The sequence below is a fragment of the Streptomyces sp. NPDC002499 genome (genome assembly GCF_053595415.1).
This window is the reverse complement of record NZ_JBSFXO010000002.1, coordinates 738,053-761,708: the sequence shown is the minus strand read 5'-3', so window position 1 is coordinate 761,708 and position 23,656 is coordinate 738,053. Positions and strand designations below refer to the sequence as shown.

18 protein-coding genes are annotated in these 23,656 nt (G+C 71.8%); 8 read left to right on the top strand and 10 right to left on the bottom strand.

Features of this window, described 5'->3' with window-relative positions; genetic code table 11:
- Positions 1-117: 117 nt before the first annotated feature.
- On the bottom strand, positions 118-1,296 hold the full coding sequence (locus ACWD5F_RS07840; protein ID WP_451252150.1) for a hypothetical protein: 1,179 nt from the start codon (positions 1,294-1,296) through the stop codon (positions 118-120).
- Positions 1,297-1,634: 338 nt separating this feature from the next.
- On the opposite strand from ACWD5F_RS07840, the gene ACWD5F_RS07835 reads away from it, so the two are divergent.
- On the top strand, positions 1,635-2,003 hold the full coding sequence (locus ACWD5F_RS07835) for a PadR family transcriptional regulator (RefSeq protein ID WP_451252305.1): 369 nt from the start codon (positions 1,635-1,637) through the stop codon (positions 2,001-2,003).
- A complete protein-coding gene (locus tag ACWD5F_RS07830) occupies positions 2,000-3,004 on the top strand; it encodes a hypothetical protein (RefSeq protein WP_451252148.1) in 1,005 nt (334 codons plus the stop codon). Before ACWD5F_RS07835 ends, ACWD5F_RS07830 begins: the two co-directional genes overlap by 4 nt.
- Before the next feature lie 103 nt (positions 3,005-3,107).
- Here the strand turns inward: ACWD5F_RS07830 and ACWD5F_RS07825 are convergent, their stop codons facing one another.
- A complete protein-coding gene (locus ACWD5F_RS07825) occupies positions 3,108-4,472 on the bottom strand; it encodes an FAD-dependent oxidoreductase (protein ID WP_451252146.1) in 1,365 nt (454 codons plus the stop codon).
- A gap of 259 nt (positions 4,473-4,731) precedes the next feature.
- Here ACWD5F_RS07825 and ACWD5F_RS07820 point away from each other — a divergent pair, with 259 nt between their 5' ends.
- Both ACWD5F_RS07820 and ACWD5F_RS07815 read left to right on the top strand, forming a co-directional pair.
- Positions 4,732-5,391: an RNA polymerase sigma factor gene (locus ACWD5F_RS07820; protein WP_451252144.1), complete on the top strand. Its 660-nt coding sequence runs from the start codon at positions 4,732-4,734 to the stop codon at positions 5,389-5,391.
- Complete coding sequence (locus ACWD5F_RS07815; protein WP_451252142.1) at positions 5,384-6,313, top strand: CU044_5270 family protein; 930 nt, start codon at positions 5,384-5,386, stop codon at positions 6,311-6,313. The genes ACWD5F_RS07820 and ACWD5F_RS07815 overlap by 8 nt, the downstream gene beginning before the upstream one ends.
- Positions 6,314-6,379: 66 nt before the next feature.
- On the opposite strand, the gene ACWD5F_RS07810 is transcribed toward ACWD5F_RS07815, so the two are convergent.
- From ACWD5F_RS07810 to ACWD5F_RS07800, 3 genes are all read right to left on the bottom strand, one after another.
- Entirely contained in the window at positions 6,380-7,231 is an 852-nt protein-coding gene (locus ACWD5F_RS07810) for a chitosanase (protein WP_401715399.1), read from the bottom strand.
- Between the two features lie 135 nt (positions 7,232-7,366).
- Complete coding sequence (locus ACWD5F_RS07805; RefSeq protein ID WP_451252140.1) at positions 7,367-10,114, bottom strand: SpoIIE family protein phosphatase; 2,748 nt, start codon at positions 10,112-10,114, stop codon at positions 7,367-7,369.
- A 120-nt stretch (positions 10,115-10,234) separates the two neighbouring features.
- A complete protein-coding gene (locus tag ACWD5F_RS07800) occupies positions 10,235-12,763 on the bottom strand; it encodes a SpoIIE family protein phosphatase (protein WP_451252138.1) in 2,529 nt (842 codons plus the stop codon).
- A 535-nt stretch (positions 12,764-13,298) separates the two neighbouring features.
- Here ACWD5F_RS07800 and ACWD5F_RS07795 point away from each other — a divergent pair.
- On the top strand, positions 13,299-14,726 hold the full coding sequence (locus ACWD5F_RS07795) for an alkaline phosphatase family protein (RefSeq protein ID WP_451252136.1): 1,428 nt from the start codon (positions 13,299-13,301) through the stop codon (positions 14,724-14,726).
- A gap of 149 nt (positions 14,727-14,875) precedes the next feature.
- Positions 14,876-15,514, top strand: coding sequence for a GNAT family N-acetyltransferase (locus ACWD5F_RS07790; RefSeq protein ID WP_451252134.1), 639 nt, complete (start codon positions 14,876-14,878; stop codon positions 15,512-15,514).
- 28 nt (positions 15,515-15,542) lie between these two features.
- On the opposite strand, the gene ACWD5F_RS07785 is transcribed toward ACWD5F_RS07790, so the two are convergent.
- On the bottom strand, positions 15,543-17,267 hold the full coding sequence (locus ACWD5F_RS07785) for a dolichyl-phosphate-mannose--protein mannosyltransferase (protein WP_451252132.1): 1,725 nt from the start codon (positions 17,265-17,267) through the stop codon (positions 15,543-15,545).
- 33 nt (positions 17,268-17,300) lie between these two features.
- Complete coding sequence (locus tag ACWD5F_RS07780; protein ID WP_451252130.1) at positions 17,301-17,972, bottom strand: lipoprotein; 672 nt, start codon at positions 17,970-17,972, stop codon at positions 17,301-17,303.
- Between the two features lie 80 nt (positions 17,973-18,052).
- Here ACWD5F_RS07780 and ACWD5F_RS07775 point away from each other — a divergent pair, with 80 nt between their 5' ends.
- Entirely contained in the window at positions 18,053-18,832 is a 780-nt protein-coding gene (locus ACWD5F_RS07775; protein WP_451252128.1) for a maleylpyruvate isomerase family mycothiol-dependent enzyme, read from the top strand.
- A gap of 259 nt (positions 18,833-19,091) precedes the next feature.
- Positions 19,092-21,062 carry a DUF1996 domain-containing protein gene (locus tag ACWD5F_RS07770; protein WP_451252126.1) on the top strand — a complete coding sequence of 657 codons (1,971 nt, stop codon included), beginning with the start codon at positions 19,092-19,094 and terminating at the stop codon, positions 21,060-21,062.
- Positions 21,063-21,123: 61 nt separating this feature from the next.
- Here ACWD5F_RS07770 and ACWD5F_RS07765 read toward each other — a convergent pair whose 3' ends face one another.
- From ACWD5F_RS07765 to ACWD5F_RS07755, 3 genes are all read right to left on the bottom strand, one after another.
- On the bottom strand, positions 21,124-21,405 hold the full coding sequence (locus ACWD5F_RS07765) for a hypothetical protein (RefSeq protein ID WP_451252125.1): 282 nt from the start codon (positions 21,403-21,405) through the stop codon (positions 21,124-21,126).
- A gap of 64 nt (positions 21,406-21,469) precedes the next feature.
- Positions 21,470-23,047 carry a glycerol-3-phosphate dehydrogenase/oxidase gene (locus tag ACWD5F_RS07760; RefSeq protein ID WP_451252123.1) on the bottom strand — a complete coding sequence of 526 codons (1,578 nt, stop codon included), beginning with the start codon at positions 23,045-23,047 and terminating at the stop codon, positions 21,470-21,472.
- Positions 23,044-23,643, bottom strand: coding sequence for a TetR/AcrR family transcriptional regulator (locus tag ACWD5F_RS07755; RefSeq protein WP_451252121.1), 600 nt, complete (start codon positions 23,641-23,643; stop codon positions 23,044-23,046). The genes ACWD5F_RS07760 and ACWD5F_RS07755 overlap by 4 nt, the downstream gene beginning before the upstream one ends.
- Positions 23,644-23,656 lie beyond the last annotated feature (13 nt).

Genomic DNA, 23,656 nt, shown 5'->3' with positions numbered 1-23,656 from the left:
ACGGCCGACGGCCCCTTCCCGCGATGGACTGCGAGGAGGGGCCGTCGGGCGCCGTTCGCGTCAGGTCGCCACGACGGATCGGCAGCCCCCGGCTCGGGCCGGACCGGTCCGGCGGCCTCAACCCGCCGACGGGTCCGGCCCGTCGGCCTTCTCGTCCCCGTCCGCCGCCTCGCTCTCCTGGCCCGTGCCGTTCTCCGACACGGCCTTTGGGCGGCGGGACTTCGCCGTTGTCCTGAAGCGTTCCAGGCCACGGGTGAGTTGCTGGAACGGGGAGGCCGCGGCTTGTTCGGGCGGCCGGGGGACGGGCGTCGCGGGCGCCGCGCCGGACTCGCGGTACGCGGTCAGCGCCTCGTGGGCGCGGTCGGCGGCCTCGCGGTACAGGTCCCGGGACTCGGTCATCGCCTCCAGCGCCTCGCTGTACATCGCCACCAGCGCGCGCTCGCGGGCGAGTTCCTCCTCCAGCGTCATCAGGCGCCAGTCCTCCCGCAGCGCGGTGAGGTACCGATCGGCACCGTCCGGCAGCGGGGGCGGCAGCGCGGTGAAGCGGGCCAGGACGTCGACCAGCTCGATCGGCCGCGAGCCGTCCAGGAAGACGCTGCGTACGGCGAAGTCGGCCGCGTCCGCGCCGGGCAGCGGCCCGTGCAGCAGGACCGCCCCGCCGCGCGGGACCTCGACGCCGAACTGCCGCAACGCCCGGTTCACGACCCGCAGTTGCTCCGGCGCGGCACGGTGCTCGACCACGCGGTGCCGCAGGCTCGGCGGCAGCAGCCGGCTCAGCGGCTGCCGGCCGTGCTCGTCCGGCGTCATGGCCTCGTGGACGACGACGTTGAGCGCCCAGCCGCCGTCCACGCAGTCGCGCAGCAGCCGCCGTATCTCCTTGTCCTCCTCCGGCAGGCGATTGACCTCCCGCAGGCGCAGCCCTCTCGCGGGCTCGCGGTCCCACTCGGCGTCCGGCTCCTCGGGCCAGAACATCGTGGCGGGGGAGGGCCACTCCAGGTCCCAGGCGCGTTCCGCTTCGGCGAGCAGCACCCACTCCTGGCCCTGCTCGGTGGCAGGGGAGAGGCTCAGTCGGGCCCGTACCGTCACCTCCCCGGCGACCCTCCAGCGGGCCTCGAAGACGTGTTCCGCCTCCGTCCGGGCCTCGGGCGGCTCCAGATGGTCGTCGATGAGCCCGTCGTTCTTGCGGCGCAGCAGGGTCTGCCGGACGACGGGTTCCGCTTCGGGCCCGCTACGACGGCCGCGGGCGAGCCAGAGGGTGGTGGGAACGGTGGGCCGGTCTGTGGCGGAGCTGGACATGAGTCCTTGTCGGGGCGGGGGCAGGTGCACCCACCAGTATCGTCCGCGCCGCTCGCGCGGGATCATCCGGGGTCGCGCGCACGGGACCCGGACGCGCGCACTCGGGGTGCGTACGGCGCACTCCAGTTCGCGGCGGTTCACTCCTGCCCCTGCCGTGTCCCGGCCGCGACAATGTCCTCCGCGAACAGGGCCCGCCCACCATCCGCTTGGGGCGGGTCCTGTTTGTACTTCTCGGGGCTTCCGCGCCCCACTTCTCAGGGGACTCCGACACGCCATCGGCCTCGCGGCTCGATATATATCGGGAGCCGATATATCCTGGCAGCATGGCATCGAAGGGCATGACCACAGCCGCCTTCTTCGTCCTGACCGCGCTGGCCGACCAGCCCCGGCACGGCTACGGGATTCTGCGGGAGGTCGAGGAACTCTCCGACGGCGCGGTGCAACTGCGCGTCGGCACCCTGTACGGCGTACTCGACCGGCTCACCGCGGACGGACTGATCGTGCTGGACCGGGAGGAGGTGCACGACGGCCGGCTCCGGCGCTACTACCGCCTCACCGACGAGGGCGCGGGGGCCCTCGACGCGGAGGCGGAGCGGATGGCGGCCGGCGCCTCCGCCGCCAAGCAGCGGATCGCCGAGGGGCGCAAGGCCCCCGGAGCCGCCGCGAACCCCACGACCGGACCCGGACTGGCGGGAGGCCTCGCATGACGACGCTGCTCGAGACGCGCTACCGCGCCGTACTGCGCCTGCTCCCCGCCTACTACCGGCGGGCCCGGGAGGAGGAGATGGTCGAGACGTATCTGTGGGACCTCGACCGGGACACCCAGGACCAGAGCCGGCCCACCCTCGGCGAGACGGCGAGCATCGTCGCCCTCGCCGTGCGCAGCCGCCTCGCCGTCTCCGGAGTGCCCCGGCGGTACGCGCTGCTCGGCTCGACCGTCCGGCACTTCGCGCTCTTCGCCGTCCTGCTGCAGGCGACCGCCGCGCTCGTCGACCGGGTGCTGGGGCTGACCTGGGCGTCGACCCACGGTCCGGGCCAGTGGGACATGTTCGTGTCGGCGTTCACCGACCAAGGGCCGCTGATCGGCGTCGTCGAGGTCGCCACCTGGGCACTGCCCCTGCTCTGGACGGTCGGCTACTTCGCCCTGCTGCACGACCGCCGGCGCCTCGCCCGTGCGTCCGTGCTGCTGGCCGCGTTGCCCACGCTGTGGCCGCTCGTCGGCCCGCTGGTCACCGACGGCGTGGTGCTGACGGAACCGTGGTTCGCCGTCGTCACCGCCCTGTTCGGCTGGCTGTCGGCGCTCGCGCTCTGCGCGGCCTACCACCGTGACGCCCCCGCCGCCGCGCTGCCGGTCGGCACTCCCGGCCTCGTCTTCGCGGGGTTCGCCGTGGTGACGGGCGCGTCCATCGTCCTGCTGCCCGGTGCCCCGGACACGGCCTGGGCGCCGGCCACCTGTTTCCTCGTCGGCGCCGCCGGCTGGCTGGTGCTGCGCAGCCGTGGCGCGGACCGAGGTCCTGCCGGGGGAGCGGTCGCTCTCGCCGCGCTCGGCCTGCTGCTCCTGGTCGTCCGGGTCGCGGCCCTGTACCCGTGGCTCGGCGTCCCACTGCCCGCGGTGTACCTGGGCGGCGCCCTGGGTCAGGTCGCCGCACTCACTCTGCTGGTCGCGGTACTCACAGCCGTGGCGCGGCGAGACCTCGTCAGGCGCTGAACGCCTGACGAGAACCGACGAACAGCCGCGGTGGGCCAGGGAGTTCACTCACCTCGGAGTTCAACTCCCCGACGGAGCCCCCCGGTCCACCGCGCGGCAGCGCCTACGCCCCGCTCGCCTTGAGCATGTCCTCGCGCTCGACCAGCTTCACGCGCTCGCGGCCCTGCGGCTCGCCCAGCGCCTTCTCCGCCGCGTCCAGGCGGTACCAGCCGTCCCACGTGGTGTAGCGGACGTTCCGCTCGGCGAGGAACGCGTCCACGGCCTCGGGAGCGGGCGTGGCCGGCTCGTGCAGCCGACCGCCGGCGAAGTCGGCCAGGAGGTTGGACACCGTCTCGTTGGCGTCGCCCTTGGTGTGGCCGATCAGACCCACCGGGCCACGCCGGATCCAGCCGGTGACGTACGTCGACTGGAGGTGCTCGCCGCTCTCCTGGATGACCCGGCCGCCCTCGTCCGGCACCGTGCCGGAGTCGATGTCCCAGGGCAGCTTGGGGAGCTTGTCGGACAGGTAGCCGACCGCGCGGTAGATCGCGGTGGTGTCCCAGTCCTTGAACTCGCCGGTGCCCTTGACGTTCCCGGTGCCGTCCAGGGCCGTGCGCTCGGTGCGCAGGCCGACGACTCTGCCGTCCTCGCCGAGGATCTCGGTGGGCGACTCGAAGAAGTGCAGGAACAGCTTGTGCGGGCGGTCGCCGACGTCGCGGATCGCCCAGTTCTCCAGGGTCTTGGCGACCATGTCGGCCTGCTTGTTGCCGCGCCGGGTCTCGATCGAGCCCTCGTCGTAGTCGATGTCCTCGGGGTCGACGATGACCTCGATATTGGGGGAGTGGTCCAGCTCCCGCAGCTCCATCGGGGAGAACTTCGCCTGCGCCGGGCCACGGCGGCCGAAGACGTGGACCTCCAGCGCCTTGTTCGCCTGGAGGCCCTCGTGGACGTTCGGCGGGATCTCGGTCGGCAGCAGCTCGTCCGCCGTCTTGGCCAGGATGCGGGCCACGTCGAGCGCCACGTTGCCGACGCCGAGGACGGCGACCTTCTCGGCCTCCAGCGGCCAGGTGCGCGGCACGTCCGGGTGGCCGTCGTACCAGGAGACGAAGTCGGCGGCGCCGTAGGAACCGTCCAGCTCGACACCCGGTATCGACAGCTCGCGGTCGGCCGTCGCGCCCGTGGAGAAGATCACGGCGTCGTAGAACGCGCGCAGGTCGTCCAGGCAGATGTCGGTCGGGTAGTCGACATTGCCGAAGAGCCGGATCTGCGGCTTGTCGAGCACCTGGTGCAGGGCCGTGATGATGCCCTTGATGCGGGGGTGGTCGGGGGCGACGCCATAGCGGATCAGGCCGAACGGGGCGGGCATCCGCTCGAAGAGGTCGATGGACACGCCGGGCTCGGCTGCCACCTCGGACTTGAGCAGGGCGTCGGCGGCGTAGATCCCGGCGGGGCCGGCTCCGACGATGGCTACCCGCAGGGGGCGCGGCATGATCAGGTTCCCTTCGAGTGGAGATAGATCGACTCGACGGAAGCCTAAACTAAGGCAAGCCTAAGTCAGTACGCGGGTCCGATCTATGGGCTCATAAGTCAAAGTTATGAGCCAGGATCGGGAACTCGAACGCGGGTATCGGCCAACAGCAGTCGACCGTGCCCGCGACCTCGAGGAATCCGATGAACCTGAAGGGCGAGCAGTGACCGCCTTGCCGAGCGCGGGAGCCCCACCCGCCCTCGGCCCGCACGACGACTCTGTGTCCGAAGTCTCCGCTGCCTCCACCGGCACGTCCGCCGATGCCTCCTCCGACGCGGCGGTCGTCGAGCGGTCCTGGGACGACCCCGACGCGTTCTCGGAGCTGTTCAACCGCTACGCCGACGACATCCACCGGTACGCGGCCAGACGGCTGGGCACCGAGGCCGCCGACGACCTGATGGCCGAGACCTTCGTGATCGCCTTCCAGCAGCGACGCCGCTACGACCTCTCGCGCCCACAGGCACGCCCCTGGCTGTACGGCATCGTCACCAACCTCGTCGGCCAGCACCGGCGCGCCGAGGCCCGCCGCCTCAAGGCCCTCTCCCGGGTCGCCGCCGCCTCCCCGGCGGAGGGCGAGCCGCTCGCCGACCGCGTGGCCGCCAGGGTGAGCGCCGAAGGATCCCGCGCCGAACTCGCGGGCGCCCTCGCGCAGTTGCCCGCCCGCCATCGGGACGTGCTGCTGCTGATCGCCTGGGGCGATCTCGACTACGCGGAGGCCGCCGAGGCCCTGGGCGTGCCGGTCGGAACCGTGCGCTCACGGCTGCACCGGGCCCGGACCAAGTTGCGCGGAGCGCTGGGCGGGACGGACCCCACAGCCCTTCACGACGAGACGGAAACGACCGAGGCGACCAAGGAGAACGGGGAGAGCGATCGTGGATGACCTCACCGCAGTGCGTGAACTGCACGCCGACGTACCCGCGTTGACCGACGAGGCCCGTTCGGCCGCCCGAGTCCGTCTCCAGCACGCCATCGTCCAGGAGGGCCGCCCGGGCGCGTTGTCCCGCCGGCTGATGCTCAGAGTCGCCGTCGCCGGGACGGCGGCTGCCGCCGTCGCGGGAGGCGTCGTCGTGGCCACCCGGCGCCACGAGGGCACGAACGCCCCGCGCATGACCACCCTCAGTGCCGCGCAACTGCTGCACCGGGCCGCGGACAAGTCCCGGGCCGACGGCAACAGGATGCCGATTCCGCGCAACGACCAGTACGTGTACACCAAGACCTACATCACCAGGACCTACCTCAAGGGTGGCCGCAACAAGACCTGGACGGACGAGAGTTGGACCTCCGTGGACGGCTCCGGGCCCTCCAGGCGCGAGGAGTACGGCAAGGTCCACCACGATCCGCCGCTGGGCGAGCACGAGGTGATGTGGCCGCCGACCGTGTACGCCAAGTTGGCGAAGTGGCCGACGGACCCGGACACGCTCCTCAAGTGGCTCCGGATGGGCCGCGGTACGAAGGCTGACATGCAGGCGTTCGTGAACGCCTGTCAGTTCTTCGTGGTGCCGCGGGTCATGCCGCCCGGTCTTGAGGCCGCCACGTTCGAGGCCGTCGCGAAGATCCCCGGCATCCGGATCGACCGTCAGGCGGTGGACGCCCTGGGCCGCAGGGGCGTCGCCGTCTCGTACCCGGAGATCGATTTCGCCTTCATCTTCGACCCGGAGACCTACGCCTACCTGGGCATGAGCCTCAAGGGGGGCGTCGGGAAGTTGGTCGACGGGAAGCTCGAGTTCTCCTTCACCTATCGCGAGATGCGCGGTCTGGAGGAGAAGGGCGTAGTCGATCGGATCGGCCAACTCCCCCAGTGAGGCGGGGGCGTTGGGCGCCCGGGACGCCGTACCGCGCGGGGGGCGGTACGGCGACCCGGAGCACGGTCAGCTGATGTGGAAGCTGTCCCCGTAGACCTTCCAGTCCAGGGGCGTGTTCAGGCACAGGTTGTTGTTGCGCAGGAAGACCCGCTGCTCGGTGTCGACCCGGGTGGTGTCGCTGTGCGCCTCCTCCTGCTGCATGGCCCACACCCGCGCGTCCAGGAAGGCGTTGAGGTACGTGACCTCGTTGCCGCCCTGGGCCGGCGGCTTGGCCTTGGTGAGGGCGCGCTTGCGTATGTTGCGGAAGCTGGTGGAGTCGGAGCCGTCGCCGTGCATGACGATGGCGTCGTAGTACGCGAACTGCCCGAGCGTGCCGAGCCCGTCCGTCTTGCCCTGCTGGACGGCCGGGTTGAAGTACACCCGGTCGCGCTCGTCGTTCTGGGCCTGCTGGAAGACGCTGTCGGCCGCCGCCGTGCGCCAGTCCTTGGTGAAGTTCGGGTCCAGACCGGAGTGCGAGTCGGTGCCGTCGACCGAGCGCAGCGCCGGGAGGTACTTGGCGAGCACGTTGCCCGGCTTGCGGGCGGCGTACAGCTCGACGAGGTCGAGCATGTCGCCGGTGCCCGAGCAGAAGCCGATGATGCCGGCCGTGTAGCCGCGGCCGTCGCCGATGTCCTCGATGTACTTGTACTGCGCCTTCCAGTCGAGCGAGGAGTTCTCGGCGCTGGAGACGAGCTTCATGGCGATCTCCTTCTTCGCCGAGTTGTCGAGCGGTGTACAGGCGGCCGCCGAGGACGCGGAGGCGGACGCGTGCGCGGGCTTGAGCAGCGGCGCCGCGACGAGCGACGCGCCGAGCACGGCGAGGAGGGTGCGGCGCGAGGTGTGCGTGGAACGGGTCGCGTCGTCCGGGGTGTTCCTCACGAAGGCTCCAAAGGGGAGTGGGGGGTGGGGAGTTGGTCGTGCGTCACACTGATAGGAAGGTTTCCTATCAGAAGAAACAGGCGTGTGACACCCACCGCGTGAAAACTTCGTAGGGAAGAACGAAAAGCGGTTCGGTCAGGGGAGCGGCTGTTCGGTCCAGATGATCTTGCCCGCCGGGGTGTAGCGGGTGCCCCAGCGCTCGGAGAGCTGGGCCACCAGGAACAGGCCGCGCCCGCCCTCGTCCGTCATCGCCGCGTACCGCAGATGGGGCGAGGTGTTGCTGCTGTCCCAGACCTCGCAGACCAGGGTGCGGTCGAACAGCATCCGCACCCGGATGGGCTCTCCGCCGTAGCGGATCGCGTTGGTGACCAGCTCGCTCAGGATGAGCTCGGTGGTGAACACCAGCTCGTCCAGGCCCCATTCGGCCAGCCGGCGGGTGACGCGGGCGCGCACCTCGCCGACCGCGGCCGGGTCGGACGGCACCTCCCACTCGGCGATCCGGTCGGCGGGCAGCGCGCGGGTGCGGGCGACCAACAGGGCGATGTCGTCGCCGGGCTTGGACGGCAGCCGTGCGTCGAGCACCGCCCGGCAGGTGTCCTCGGGGGAGGGACCGGCCTGTTCCAGTGCCTCGCGCAGCTGATCGAGACCCTCGTCGATGTCGTGCTCGCGGTCCTCGACGAGCCCGTCCGTGTAGAGCACGAGGCGGCTGCCCTCCGGCAGTTGGAGATCCGCCGTCTCGAACGGCATCCCGCCCAGGCCCAGCGGCGGACCGGCGGGCACCTCGGGGAACTCGACGCTGCCGTCGGGCCGGATCAGCGCGGGCGGCGGATGTCCGGCGCGGGCGACCGTGCAGCTCCGGGACACCGGGTCGTAGATCGCGTACAGACAGGTCGCGCCGATCACCGGTGCGCTGCCGTCCTCGGGTGTCTCGTCCTGGTCGATGCGGCCGACCATCTCGTCGAGCAGGGACAGGAGTTCGTCGGGCGGCAGGTCGAGCGCGGAGAAGTTGTGGACCGCCGTACGCAGCCGGCCCATGGTGGCCGCGGCGTGCAGCCCGTGTCCGACGACATCGCCCACCACGAGGGCGACCCGGGCGCCCGACAGGGGCAGTACGTCGAACCAGTCGCCGCCGACGCCCGCCTGGGCCGGCAGATAGCGGGTGGCGACGTCCAGGGCCGTCTGCTCGGGCAGTGTGCGCGGGAGCAGGCTGCGCTGGAGGGTGACGGCCATGCTGTGCTCGCGGGTGTAGCGGCGGGCGTTGTCGATGGAGACGGCCGCACGGGTCACCAGCTCCTCGGCGAGGGCCAGTTCGTCCGCGTCGAAGGGCTCGGGCTTCCGCGAGCGCCAGAAGCTCACCACGCCGAGCACCATCGCCCCGGCCCGCAGCGGTACGGTGATCAGCGAGTGGATGCCGTACTCCACCACCTGGGCGGCCCGCTCCAGATCCTGCTCGTGCCAGCCCGCCGCCCGCGCCAGGTCCGGCTCCAGCACGGCCTGCCCTGAACGCAGGCTGCGCGACTGCGGCGAGGTGGTGACGTACCGGATCTGCTGCTGGAGGGGGTACAGCGGCGCGTCCTTGCTGATCCCGCTGAGCGCCGTCCGGCGTACCGGGGTCACCGCCTCCGGCTGGCCGCCGCTGAGGACGGCGTCGAAGAGGTCGACCGTCGCGAAGTCCGCGAACCGGGGGACGGCCAGCTCCGCCAACTCCTGGGCGGTACGGGTGACATCGAGGCTCGTCCCGATGCCCACCCCGGCGTCGTACAGCATGTTGAGGCGCTCGCGTGCCGTCTCCGCGCGGCCGGACAGGGCGCGCAGCTCCGTGGAGTCGCGGAGCGTGGCGACCCAGCCGGGCGGGCCGCCCTTGACGTCCGTGGTCCGCTGGTTCACGGCGAGCAGGCGGTCCTTGACCAGGTGCACCTCGTCCGTGGCCAGCCGGCCGGAGGCCAGCAGGTCGGCGGTGTCGGGCGGCAGACCGAGGTCGAGGGCGGGCCTGCCGTCGGCGTCCGCGGGCAGGTCGAGCAGTCGGTGCGCCTCGTCGTTGGCGAGCAGCAGCAGGCCCTCGCCGCTGAAGATGATCACGCCCTCCCGTACGGAGTGCAGGACCGCGTCGTGATGCTCGTACATCCGGGTCATCTCGTGCGGACCCAGGCCGTGCGTCTGGCGCAGCAGCCGTCTGCTCACCAGGGCGGTGCCGCCCGTGGACAGGATGAGTGCCGCCGCGGCGGCGAGCAGGACGAGGGGGAGTTGGCGGTCGGCGGCGCCGCCCACGTTCTCGGTGGTGATGCCGGCCGACACCAGGCCGACGACCTTGCCGCCGGGCGCCTCGATCGGGACCACCGCCTGCACGAGGCGACCGATCGTCCCGTCGACCTCCTCGGTCACGGTCCGCCCGGCCAGCGCGGGCGCCAGCGTCCCGACGAACTTCTTGCCGATGCGGTCCGGCTTCGGGTGCGTGTAGCGGATGCCGTCGGTGTTCATGACGACGATGAAGTCCACGCCGGTCGCCTTGCGGGCCGCCTCCGCGCGCGGCTGAAGGATCGCCGTGGGGTCGGAACTGCTGAGCGCCTCGCGGGTGCCGGGCGCGTTGGCGAAGGACTCGGCGACGGCCACCGAGCGGTTGCGGGCCTCCTGGGTGCTGTCGTGCCGTCCCTGCAGCACCAGCGCCACCACGGCGGCGACCAGCAGCAGAAGCACGATCGCGATCTGGAGGAGGAACACCTGTCCGGCGACGCTGCGCCCGTTCAGCGCCGACCGCAGTCCCGAGAACCGCTCGCGACCGGCCCGGTCCGCGGACGCCGTCCGCCGGGCAGGCGTGTGCCGGGTACGCGTGGGGTCAGCCCGGTGGGTCGACCGGGCCTGGGAACGACCCAGAAGTCGGACCATGTGCCCATGTCTACACTGCCGGGCCGCGCGAGGCGAGAGGCGTCACAGAGGGTGACAGGGCGCGTCCGGGTTCCTGTGTGCCCGCTGTGCGCCGTGGGGTCGGCGGGGCCGGCGCGACCGTCAACGCCGGTCGCCGCGCCGGGTCGCGAGCAGCAGGGCGATGTCGTCGGGGCGGTCGGCGGTGTGCCGGGCGGCCGCGGTGAGGCGTTCGGCGACGCCTGCCAGTGAGCGGGCGCCGGCGCGGGCGGCCGAGGTGCCGGCCTTGGCCAGGGCCACCCGCAGGGCCGTGATGCCGTCGTCGATGTCGACGCCGGGCCGCTCGACGAGCCCGTCGGTGTACAGCGCGAGGATGGCGCCGGGCTCGACCTCCAGCTCCGCCACCGGGTAGTGGGCCTGCGGATCGACCCCGAGCACGACCCCGCCGGGCAGGTCCACCACCTCGGTGTGACCGTCGGGGCGGCGCAGCAGCGGCGGCGGATGCCCCGCGCGGGCCGCCAGCGCACGACCCGAGGCCGGGTCGAGCCGGATGTAGCAGCAGCTCGCGAACTGCCCGGGATCGAGGTCGATGAGCAGGTGGTTCGTGCCGCTCAGCACCTCGTCCGGCGGTCGGTCGCCGAGCGCGAACGCCCGTACCGCGGTGCGCAGTTGACCCATCGTGGCCGCCGCCTGCACGCCGTGCCCCTGCACGTCGCCGATGACCAGGGCGAGCCCGTCCCCGGCCTCCACGACGTCGTACCAGTCCCCGCCGACCTCCATGCCCTGGGTGCCGGGCAGATAGCGTCCGCTGGTCTCCACGTCCGGGTGGACCGACAGCTTGCGCGGCAGCAGAGCCTGCTGAAGACCGCGCGCGAGGGCCGCCTCGCTCTCGTAGCGCTGGGCCTTCTCCATGGCGTGGGCGATCAGTCCGGCCAGCGCGGTCAGGACCGTGCGTTCCTCGGTGCTGAAGCTGCGCGGGCGGTCGAAGCCGAGGATGCAGGAGCCGACCGGGCGCCCGGAGGCGATCAGAGGCAGGAAGGCGCGGGCTCCCTCGGCCGCGTCCAGCGCGATCCCGGGATAGGCGGCCGTCAGCTGCTGCATCGAGTCGAAGAAGAGCGGCCGGCCGCTGGTCAGCGTCTCGACACCGGGCAGCCGGGCATCGAGCCCGACCCCCTCGAAGGGAGCGAGGAACCCCTTGGGGAAGCCGGTCTCCCAGGACAGGTAAAGGTGCCGGTCCTGAAGGAGGTAGAGGGCGAGCCGGCCACCGCCGAACGCGGGCAGCAGCTCCCGCATGACCACGGCCGACACCTGCCGCGCCGTGACCGCCTCGGTGAGCGCGATGGCCAGGACGATGGGCCGGTACAGCGGGGCCAGTGACGGCATGCCCGACCGGGACGCGTCAGCCGGTACGTCCGCGTCGGCCGCGGTGGTCGCCACCCGGTTCGCCGGACGGAACGTGCAGGTCAGCATGGATGCGCCGGCATGCACGGAGACGTCGAGCCAGGCGCCTTCGTACGAGGCCGTGGTGCCGTCCGCGTCCTCGCCGCCCCTGTCGTCGGCCGGGCGCTCGACGTGGAAGCGGACCGGGTCCGGGGAGAGCAGGGCGCTGCGCAGATGGTCCTCGCAGGCGGGCTGGTTCAGCCAGGGCACCGCCTCCCACAGCGGCCGGCCCAGCAGTTCGCCCTGCGACCGGTGCAGCAGGTGTCCGGCGCGCGGATTGGCGTAGTGGACCAGACCGAGCCGGTCCAGGCCGAGCACGCCCTCGGGCAGCAGGTCGGCTGCTGCGTCGGCGGCCGGCCCGGGCCCGGGTTCGACGACCAGACCTCGGACGGGACGGGGGTCCGAGGGGGTGCCGGGGGCGGCGGAGTACGGGTTCCACAGCTCGACCAGCCGGAGCGGGCCGGCCTTGGGCTGGGTGTAGAGGGGCAGGGCAGGAGGCTTGCCGGCGGCCGTGTCCAGCAGCGCGGCCATGATCCGCTCGGCGTCGGACCCGGCCACCGCGTCCGCGAGCGCCGCCGCCGAGGCCGAGATCTCGTCCTTCGGGCCGCCCAGCAGCCCCGGCAGCCGCTCGTCCACGGTCACGACGTCCGCCACCGGGTCCCAGGCGAAGGCCCCGGCCCGCCCCGCCGGCCGGTTCGCGCCCGGCGGCCGGATACAGACCGGCTCACCGTCCCAGGCGACCGCCGGGCCGCCCTCGTCGTCGAGGCCCCGCAGCTCCTCGCCCAGTTCCTCGGCCAGGCCCACCATGCGGTCGCGGTGGCGCAGCAGCTCGGTGGCGTCGGCGGCGGAGGGGCGCAGCACGGTCAGGACGCCGAAGGTGGTCGCGCCCGCCGTGATGGGCACGTACAGCGAGCCGAACTGGAAGGGCAGGCTGGCCGCGAACTGGGGGTAGCGGCGCATCGTCTCCGTGGCGTTCGGGAGGACCACCTGGACGCCCAGCCGATAGGCGTCCGCCACGGGGAAGGCCCGGTCCACGTGCATCCGCCACCAGGCGCGGAACAGCGGCCCCGGCAGCCCCGAGAGCACGGCCAGGCGCAGCAGGCCGGGCGTGCCGGAACGCAGATAGACGCCGCCCGAGTGCCCGCCGGCCGCGCCGATCGCCTCCGTCGAGGCGTCGATCAGCAGCGCGGCCAGCTGCCCGGGCGTCCTTATGTCCTCCGCGCTCCCAGTCATCAGCCCTGCCTCGTCCGTGCCCGCCGAGCGGGCGACACAGCAAGAATGCGCCACGACGGGGGCGCGGCGCACCTGGGCGGTACGGATTCGATGCTCGCGGCGCAAGTGACGCACGGTTTTGGCGGGGTGCGCGGAGTGTCCGGGCGACCGCGCCGAGTGTCCGGGCGGCACGCGCAGCCGCCCTCGACGTGAGTCCGACTCCGGCCGAGGCGACCCGAAAACCGAGGACCTCCGCGACCGCGGCCGAAAAGCGATGCCCTCCGCGAGCCGCCGACTGCCTTGCCTCCGAAGGGACTTGGCGGAGCCGTCGATCCATGCAGCCGCCATTCTTTTCCCAACGGGCGGCAACGGCCGTGCAACCGGGCGATATCCCAGGTCATGGCTTGGCCAACCCCTTCCCGCACGTTGTCCACAAGTTCACCACCCACCCCTGATGCCCCCCGCCGAGCCGGGCGGAGAGTGATCGGCGGTCCGCTCCACGGGCGGACCGAAGCCCTCACTCCGCAGAGCCGATCCCGCTCAAGAAGGGGCAATCATGGCCGAGTTGACACGCCGTAGACTCCTGGGTTCCGCCGCGGGCGCGCTGGGCGGCGCCGCTGCGCTCTCCCTCCTCCCGCCGAGCGTCCAGAAAGCCGTCGCGGCCGAGCCGCCCAGACACGGCTCGCTGCGCGACATCGAGCACGTCGTCATGCTGATGCAGGAGAACCGGTCCTTCGACCACTACTTCGGCACCCTGTCCGGCGTCCGCGGCTTCGCCGACCCGCACGCCCTCAAGCTCGACAACGGGCGCAACGTCTTCTACCAGCCGGACACCGTGAACCCGAAGGGCTACCTGCTGCCCTTCCACCTGGACACCCACACGTCCAGCGCCCAGGCCATCCCGTCCACCAGCCACGCCTGGTCGGTCCAGCACCAGGCCTGGAACAACGGCAAGATGGACCAGTGGCTGCCGGCCCACCGCAAGGCCGACGGCGTCAACGGCCCCTACGTCATGGGCTATTACACGCGCGAGGACATCCCGTTCCAGTTCGCGCTCGCCGAGACCTTCACCATCTGCGACAACTACTTCTGCTCGGTGTTCGGGCCGACCTGGCCCAACCGCCTGATGTGGATGACCGGTTCGATCGACCCGGGCGGCATGCAGGGCGGCCCGATCATCAGCAACGTGGCGCCGACGCCGTACCGCTGGACCACCTACGCGGAACGCCTCCAGAACGCCGGCATCAGCTGGAAGGTGTACCAGGAGGAGGACGACTACGGGACCAACATGCTGGAGCAGTTCGCCTCGTTCAAGAACGCCCAGCCCGGCTCCGACCTGTACGAGCGGGGCGTACGCCCGCAGCCGCACGGCACCTTCGAGGACGACGCCCGCAACGACCGGCTGCCGACGGTGTCGTGGATCTGCCCCACGAGCTACCAGTCGGAGCACCCCGACTACCTCCCGGCCGCCGGCGCCGACTACGTGGCGTCGAAGATCGAGGCGATCGCGTCCAACCCCAAGGTGTGGCGCAAGACCGCCTTCATCCTCAACTACGACGAGAACGACGGCCTGTTCGACCACGTGGCCCCGCCGACCCCGCCCGCGGGCACCAAGGACGAGTTCATCCAGGGGCTGCCGATCGGTGGTGGCTTCCGCGTGCCCGCCATCATCATCTCGCCCTGGACCGTGGGTGGTTGGGTCGCCTCGGAGGCCTTCGACCACACCTCGGCGCTGCAGTTCCTGGAGCGGTTCACCGGCGTCGAGGAGCCGAACGTCAGCGACTGGCGGCGGGAGACCTTCGGCGACTTCACCACCGCCTTCCGTTTCCGCGACGCCCGCCCGCGTTCGCCCCGGCTCCCGCACGACACGGCGGAGCAGCTGGAGAAGGCGCAGGAGGAGGTGGCCACGCTGCCCAAGCCGACGCTGCCCGGCGCGGACCAGAGGTTCCCGCACCAGGAGCGGGGCCGCCGCCCGCACGTCTGACGGACGACTGGACGGACTGGACGTTCGGTTGATCGGACGACCGGAGGCCCGGGCGCACTTGCCCGGGCCTCCGCCGTCGCCCCTGCCGCGCCTCTCGTCGTAGCTCCCGGAGTCTTGTGGGAGCGCTCCCAAGTCGGCACGATACTGCGATGACCCCGACTTCGGACAGCCGCCCCGCCATCCGCCTCTACCGGCCCGAGGACCGCGAGGCCCTCGACGACATCTGCGTGCGCACCGCGCACCTCGGCCAGGACTGCCGGCCCTTCTACGAGGACCCCGACATCTTCCCGGCCATCTTCGCCGCGCCGTACCCCCATCTGGATCCCGACCTGTCCTTCGTCCTGGACGACGGCGCGGGGAACGCGGTCGGCTACATCGTCGGTACGGCCGACACTCACCGGTTCGTCGCTGAATTCCGCGCCAAATGGCTGCCGTTGGTCGCCGACCGCTATCCGCGGCACCCCGGCCCGCCGGCCACCCCCGACGCGGCGATGGTCGCGCTGCTGCACGACCCCGAGCGGATGATCGTCCCCGAAGTCGCCGCCTATCCCGCCCACTTGCACATCGACCTGCTTCCCGACTGGCAGGGTCAGGGGCATGGCCGGGCGCTGATGCGTACCTTGCTGCGCGCCCTGGCGGACCGGGGTGTCCCGGCCATCCACCTCTGCATGGTCACCGCCAACACCCCGGCCAGGGCCTTCTACGACCGCCTCGGCTTCCACGAGATCGCGGTGCCGGATCCCGGTCCTGTCACCTATCTCGGGCGTACGACAGGGGAGTTGGGGTGAGCGTCGGGGCGGCTTCGCCGGCCGGGCGTCAGATCCAGGTGTCCAGCCACATCCGGGCCTGCCAGTCCGGGTACGGGATCGTCATGCCGGTGTAGATCGGGAAGAAGTAGATGAAGTTCCAGACGATCAGCAGCACCAGCACGCCCGCGCCGACCGCGCCCACGGTCCGCCGCCGCTGGTCCGCACCGGGCGGCCCCAGCATGGCGCCCACCATCATCGCGACGGCCAGGCACAGGAACGGCACGAACACGACGGCGTAGAAGGAGAAGATCGTACGGTCCTGGTAGTTGAACCACGGCAGGTAGCCGCCGGCCACCCCGCACAGCACGGCTCCCGCGCGCCAGTCGCGGCGCAGGGCCCAGCGGAAGAGCAGATAGAGGATCGCGCAGCACCCCGCCCACCACAGCAGCGGAGTGCCCAGGGCGAGGATCTCCTGTGAGCAGCCGGCGGTGGCGTGGCAGCCGTCCTGGGCCTTGGGGGACTCGTAGTAGAAGGACACGGGCCGGCCCTGGACCAGCCAGCTCCACGGGTTCGACTTGTAGCGGTGCCAGGCGTGCAGGTCGATGTTGAACTGGTAGACGGCGTGCTCGTAGTGCCACAGGCTGCGAAGCGGTGCCGGGATCCACGACCACAGGCCGCCGCGGCCGTCCGCCCAGTGCCGGTCGTAGCCCTTGTCGGACAGGAACCAGCCGGTCCAGGTCGCCAGATACGTCAGTACGGCGACCGGCACGAGGGACAGCGTCGACCAGCCGAGGTCCTTGCGCAGGACCGCGCGGTAGGGGTGGTGCGCGCCCGCGACGCGGCGGGAGGCGACGTCCCAGAGCACGGTCAGGGCGACGAAGAAGACCAGGAAGTACAGGCCGTTCCACTTGCTCGCGGCGGCGAGGCCGAGGAAGAAGGCGGCCGCCAGTCGCCACGGACGCAGGCCCGTGCCCGCGTGCGCGCCGGTGTGCGCGTCCGGGCGGGCGAAGCCGTCCGGACCCACCGGGAGGGCGGCGGCGAGCCGGGCCCGGGCCTTGTCGCGGTCGACGAGGAGACAGCCGAAGGCCGCCAGCGCGAAGAACATGACGACCAGGTCCAGCAGGGCGGTGCGGCTCATCACCAGGTGCAGGCCGTCCACCGTCATCAGCGCGCCGGCCAGACAGCCCAGGGCCGTCGAGCGGAACAGACGGCGGCCTATTCGGCACAGCATGAGCACCGACAGCGTGCCCAGGAGGGCCGTCATGAACCGCCAGCCGGACGGCTCCAGGCCGAACAGCCACTCCCCGAGGCCGATCACCCACTTCCCCATCGGCGGGTGCGCGACGAAGCTGCCCGCGTCGGAGAGCGGGATGACCTGCGGGTGCGCCAGGATCTGCGGGTCGGCGATCTTGCGGTCGGGCCAGGTGCCCTCGTAGCCGAGCCGGAGCATCGACCACGAGTCCTTGGCGTAGTACGTCTCGTCGAAGATGAGGTCGTGCGGCGAACCCAACCGCCAGAACCGGAGGATCCCGGCGACGACGGCGACGAGGACCGGGCCCACCCAGCCGACGGACCGGGCCGCGAGACCGGCGAGCCGCTGGCTCAGTCCGACCGACTCCCAGCGGCGGGTGCCCGGCTCAGGGAAGGGCGGGACCAGCCGCTCGCGGGTGTCGACGGGGTGGGGGAGCGGTGCGTACCCGAACCGGCGCAGCCGCCGCTCCCAGGCACTCGACTCGCCCTCCGTCGGAGCCTGTTGGACTGCCTGTTCCCGCGTCGGGGTGTCACTCGTCACCGGATCATCGTAGGGAAGGGGCCGCGGCCGGGCTCAGGCGGTGCGCAGGGTCTGCTTCGCCAGCTCGAACGCCGGGAGCATGTCCTCGTGCTCCTCGGTGTCCAGGCCGCCCAGGTGCAGGACGACCGGTCCGCTCGCGGTCGTGACGGCGAGCGCGCGTTCCTTCTTCGTCTCCTCCAGGAGCTTGCTCGTGAACAGGTACTCCACCTCGACGCCGTCGAGGCCGCCGCTCTTGAACGTCGTGTACGTCGGCTTGCTCGTGTTGTCCTCGGCCGCCACGAAGGCCTCCAGCACGGTACGCGCGTCGTCCTTGCCGGGCTTTCCGGTCCAGACGCGCAGGAAGCCGATGTGGCCCGCCGGCTTGGCGTCCACCTCGCAGGCGCCGGTGACCGGGCCCTGATGCAGCAGCGCGTCGGCGAGCTCCTCGGCGAGGTCGCTCCCGTCCCCGGCCGTCTCGGCGTCGATGGCCTTCGCCTTCCAGTCCGCCGCGATGTCGAAGGTGACCGGGAGTTCACAGGCCGAGCCCGGCTTGCCGATCGTGCCGCCGCTCTCGGCGACCTTCCCGCTCTTCCCGCCCGCAGCCGCCGTCGCCGACGCGCTCGCGCTCGGCCCGTCGTCGGACCCCTCCGCGCACCCCGTCAACACCGCGGTCAGCAACGCCACATGGGCCAGCCCGCGTCGTGTGTTCCCCGCCCCCACCAGCATGTTCGCCCTCTCCTCGTCGATTCGGCCGGGACACAGTATCCGAGGTGCGGCGACGGGCCCGGATGACCCATGATGTCCGGGTGAGTTCGCTGACGTTCGACCGCTATTGCCATGAGATCGGCTACCAGACCGATCTGCTCGCCGGGCATGTGAAAGGCGCGGACGGGACCGCTCCGATCGCCTCCTGCCCCGGCTGGGACCTCGACAGACTGCTGCGCCACGTGGGCGGCGACCACCGCTGGGCGGAGGAGGTGGTCCGCACGCGAGCCGACGGGCCGATCCCCGACGAGGGGGTCAACGACCCTGCCGCGTATGCCGACATCGACGGCGCCGCCCTCGGCCCCTGGCTCTCCGACGGCGCCGCGGCGCTCGCGGCGAGCCTGCGTGCCGCGGGGCCGCGGGTCCAGGTGTGGACACCCGCCGAGGACCGGTTCACGACGGCGTTCTGGGCCCGGCGCATGGCCCACGAGACCGTCGTGCACCGGGCCGACGCGGCGCTGGCGACCGGGGCGGAGTTCCGCCTCGACGACGACCTCGCGGCCGACGGGATCGAGGAGTGGCTGGAGTTCTCGACCGTCTCCGAGGCGTACGAGTCACGGCCGGACACCCCTGAACTGCTCGGCGCAGGCCGCTCGCTGCGCTTCCACGCCATCGGCGCGGGCCAGTGGTTCGTCGACCTCGAGGGCGACCGGCCCACCTGGCGCATCGGGTACGGCGAGGCAGCCGTGAGCCTGCGCGGCTCCGTGACCGACCTGCTCCTGTTCCTCTACCGACGTCCCGCGCCCAGTGTGGAAGTACGGGGCGAAACGGACCTGTTGGACCTGTGGTTGACCAGAACTGGTTTCTGGCTCGAGGTTTAGCCGTCGGATCCTCGTGATCACGCGTCTGAACAGGGTCGCTTTCGATTCTCCTGTGGTCTGTGAGTCACTGGGCTCGAACGCTTCCTAAGAGATTCCGATGAATTTCCGATGCGGTTGAACGCGCCTGTCGTCTCATGCGTATGGGACCGGGGGAAGCCATGCCCGACCGGACCCGAGGCGCAGGAGAACTTCCGTGGGACGCAACACGCGCAGACGACCAACAGGCGCGCGCCGCGCAACCTTTGCAGCAGTGGCGCTGATGTTGGGAGGAGGAGGCCTCGTCGCGGCCAACGTGTACGCGTCGGCCACCGAGAGCGGCGGGGACTCGTCGCAGCACACGGACAGCGCCCCGGGTGGCGTCACGGTGGACTGCCCCGATGTGGGTGATCAGTTGACCGATGTGCCCGAGGAGGCGCAGCCCAAGGTCGACGAGGACCTCGCCGCGATGGACGGCCAGATAGCCGAGGCCTACCAGCGGATGCAGGACGGAGGCTCCGACGACGTCCTCGCCTCTCTCAAGGAGAAGCGGTCCGCGACGATCGAGGACATCTCCAACACGATCGATCAGGCGGGGGAGCGGCCGCAGGGCCTGGACGACCTCGCCGAGTGCACCTGGCGCAAGACCGACGACCAGAGCGGCCAGGACCAGGCCCAGGACCAAGGTCAGGACCAGGGCCAGGATCAGGGTCAGGACCAAGGCCAGGATCAGGGTGACGGCCAGGACCAGGGCGGCCAGCCGGCCGGCAACGGCCCGGTCGCCGAGGACTACGCGGACATCAACTCCGTCCAGCCCAACTCGCCCGCGCCGGACCTGAACTCGTTCGTCTCCAAGGGCACCTTCACCACCAGCTGCGGGGTCAACGAGAACGGCCTGCGCAACTCGGACAACGTGATCGTGGCCCCGGGTGTCTCCAACGGCGCCCACCACTTCCACGACTACGTCGGCAACCAGTCCAACACCGCCTTCGCGAGCGACGACGACCTCGCCAACGCCGACACCACCTGCGAGAACCCGGGTGACAAGTCGACGTACTACTGGCCGGTCATCCGCCTGCAGAACGGCACGCAGGAGAAGGACGCGGGCGCGCCCGGCGGCGGCACCGAGGGCAACTCGGGCCAGATCGTCACGCCCAAGCAGGTCACGCTGACGTTCATCGGCAACCAGCGCAGCGAGGTCACGGCGATGCCCCGCCTGCTGCGCATCATCACCGGCGACGCGAAGGCGTTCGTCAACGGCACGGCCAACGCCAACGCCTCCTGGAGCTGCACCGGCTTCGAGGACCGGCAGCTGAAGGACAAGTACCCGCTCTGCCCCCAGGGCAGTGACGTGGTCCGCACCTTCCGCTTCCAGAGCTGCTGGGACGGCCGCAACATCGACAGCGCCAACCACCGCACCCACGTGGCGTTCGAGGACTCCTCCGGCAACTGCCCGGCCGGCTTCAAGGCCATCCCGCAGCTGGTGCAGCGGATCGTCTACGACGTCGACGCGCCGAGCCTCCAGGACGGCGGGAAGACCACTCCGCTGTTCGCGCTGGACTCCTTCCCCGAGAACCTCCACAAGCCGGTCACCGACCACGGCGACTTCATCAACGTCTTCTCCGACAAGCTGATGGGCGAGGCCGTCGACTGCATCAACGGCGGCCGCCAGTGCGGTGCCGGCACCGGTGAGGACCCGGGCGGGGACAACGGCGGCGACGACGGTGGCGACAACGGCGGGAACCCGCCGGCGACCGAGCAGCCGAGCCAGCAGCCCTCGGAGCAGCCGTCCGAGGAGCCCACGCAGAAGCCCACCGAGAAGCCGACCGACCAGCCCACCGAGGAGCCGACGACGGCCCAGCCGACGGAGAACCCGGGCGAGAACCCGTCGGAGTCGCCGCGCGAGACCCGCGGCAGCGGCAACGGGAACAACGGCGACGACAACGGCAACGGCTCCGACGACCAGAACAACGACGAGCCCACCGTCTCCAGCACCGAGGAGCCGCAGGTCCTCGCGTCCGCGTCGAAGAGCGCCGAGGCTCCCGCGGTGGGCCAGGACAGCTCCACCCCGCCCGCCCAGAACGTGGGCGGCAACGACCCGGTGGCGGAAGGCGGCAGCCAGTCGCAGGCGGTCGGAGGCGGTGACCTCGCCGAGACGGGCACGAACCTGTGGCCCGCCGCGGGCGGCACGGTCCTCCTGATCGGCGGTCTGGTCCTGCTCACCCGCACCAGGCGCCGCTACCCGAGCGCGTAGCCACACACGAAGGCGCCCGGACCGCACGAACGACGTGCGGTCCGGGCGCCTTCGTACGCCGTCATTCCTCCGGTTTCGGATGCCGCGTCGCCGACTTGACGTCCGCCTCGACGTCGTTGCGCGCCAGCCCCTCGTCCTTCGCGTACTGCGTGACGGCGGCTTGGACCTCGCGCGCCAGATCGCGCCAGGCCCGCCAGGCCGTCTCGTACGTGTCCGTCTGCTGCCCGCTCCAGCCCTCCGGCTGGGTCGGCGGCCCGTAGGAGTCCCGCAGCTCCTCGACCCGGACGTGCGCCTGATCGGCGGCGCGTTGCTTCTCCACCAGCTCGTCGAAGGTATGTGTCACGGAATCAGACGATAAGGAACTGTACGTCCTTTCGCGCGACGGACACGGCTGTCCGGACCGGCGCTCAGCCGCTCCGGGTCACGACCTCGCCCAGCAGTTCGCGCACGACGTCCAGGGCCGCGACCCGGTCGGCGGGCACCAGACCGATGCGGGTACGGCGGTCGAGCAGATCGGCCTCGTCCAGGACCCCTTCGTGGCGTACGGCCCACACGACCTCTGCGGCGGTGACGGGATGGTCCGGCAGCACACGCTCACCGAGCCGGGGGTCGCGCTCGGCGAGCGCCTGGACCGCCAAGGCCTCGGTGCCGTACCGCCGGACCAGTCGTCGGGGTGCCGGGAGCGCGTCCAGCGTGCGCGGTGAGGCGGCGCCGACCAGGGGGAGCGAGGCGGTGGGGGAGGGACCCGCCGCGAGGCCGCGGGTGCGGACGGCGGCGTCCACGGCGTCCTGCGCCATGCGCCGGTAGGTGGTGAGCTTGCCGCCGACCACGGTGACGACACCCTCCGGTGAGGTGAGCACCGCGTGCCGGCGGGAGATGTCGGAGGTCCTGGCCGTCGTACCGGAGTGGGCGTCGGGCGTGGTGTCCAGCAGGGGGCGCAGTCCGGCGAACGCGCCCACCACGTCGGCGCGGTGGACCGGGGTGTCGAGGACCGAGCCGAGGACGTCGAGCAGGAAGCCGATGTCCGTCTCGGGGACCTCGGGCACGTCCGGGATGTCGCTGTCGACGGGTTCGTCGGTGAGGCCGACGTAGACCCGGCCGTCGCCCTGGGGCAGGACGAGGACGAAGCGGTTGGTCTCGCCGGGGACGGGGATGTGCAGCCCGGCCGGGAGCGGGCCGAGATGCTCGGCGCGCAGGACGAGGTGGGTGCCGCGGGAGGGGCGGATGCGGATGCCGTCCACCAGGCCGCCGGCCCACACGCCGGCGGCGTTGACGACCGCGCGGGCCCTGATCTCGCCCTCCTCGCCGGTGAGTTCGTCGCGTACGCGGGCGCCGGAGCCGGTGGGCTCCAGGGCCCGGACGCGGGTGAGGATCCGGGCGCCGTGCGCGGCGGCGGTCCGGGCGAGGGCGGTGACCAGACGGGCGTCGTCGGTGAGTCGGCCGTCCCAGGACAGCAGGCCGCCGCGGACGGTGTCGGCGCGGAGGGCGGGGGCCAGGTGGCGGGTCTCCAGGGCGGAGAGGCGGCGCGGGGCGGGCAGGGTGGCGCGGGAGGTGCGGGCGGCCAGGCGCAGGGTGTCGCCGGCGCGGAAGCCGGCCCAGGCCAGGGCGGCCTGGCCGCGCGAGACCAGGGGCGTCAGCGGCAGCACGAACGGCTGGGCGCGGACCAGGTGGGGCGCGGTGCGTTCCATCAGCACCCCACGCTCGACCGCGCTCTCGTGGGCGACGTCGAGCTGGCCCGAGGCGAGGTAGCGCAGCCCGCCGTGGATGAGCTTGCTGCTCCAGCGGGAGGTGCCGAAGGCCAGGTCGTGCGCGTCGATCGCGGCGACCGTCAGGCCACGGGCCGCCGCGTCCAGGGCGACCCCGGCGCCGGTCGCGCCGAGGCCCACGACGAGGACGTCGACGACGGGACCGCCCACGGTGTCGGCGAGGTCGCGCGAGCGCCGGGCGGCGGACAGGGACGAACCGGCGGCGGGGCCGTGGGTCATGGCGTGAGGGTCCTCTCCAGGATGTCCCGCAGCTCCGTGAGGAAGGCGGCGGAGGACAGGTCGGCGTCGTCCTCGTCGGTCATGGTCCGCAGGGACAAGGTGAAGGACTGCACGATCAACAGCAGCGACCGGGCCTGCCGTTCAAGGTGTGCGGTACGGACCGAACCGTCGGCGTGCCCTTCCTTGAGGCCGTCGGCGAGCAGTTCCAGCAGGGCGTTCTGACTGGCTCCGCGGCGGTCCAGGACGTACGGCAGGAGCAGTTCGGGATCGACGTCGACGATCTTGCGGAAGAGCGGGTGGGCGCGGAACGTCTCAACTCCGGCGACGAGTCCTTCCACGAGCCGCCCGCGCGCGTCCGTGTCCGGACGGTGTTCGGGGATGGCCTCGGTGGCCACCCCGACCCACTCGCGGGTCATCAAGTCGCCGACCAGGGAGCGCACATCGGGCCAGCGCCTGTACAGCGTCATCCGGGAGACGCCCGCGCGGCGGGCCACGTCCGTGAGCGTGGTGCGGCGGACCCCGACGGCCAGGACGCAGTCGCGGACCGCGTCGAGCACCACGTCGCCGTCCGACTGGTTGTGACGAATAGGCGTCATGTGTCACAGTGTA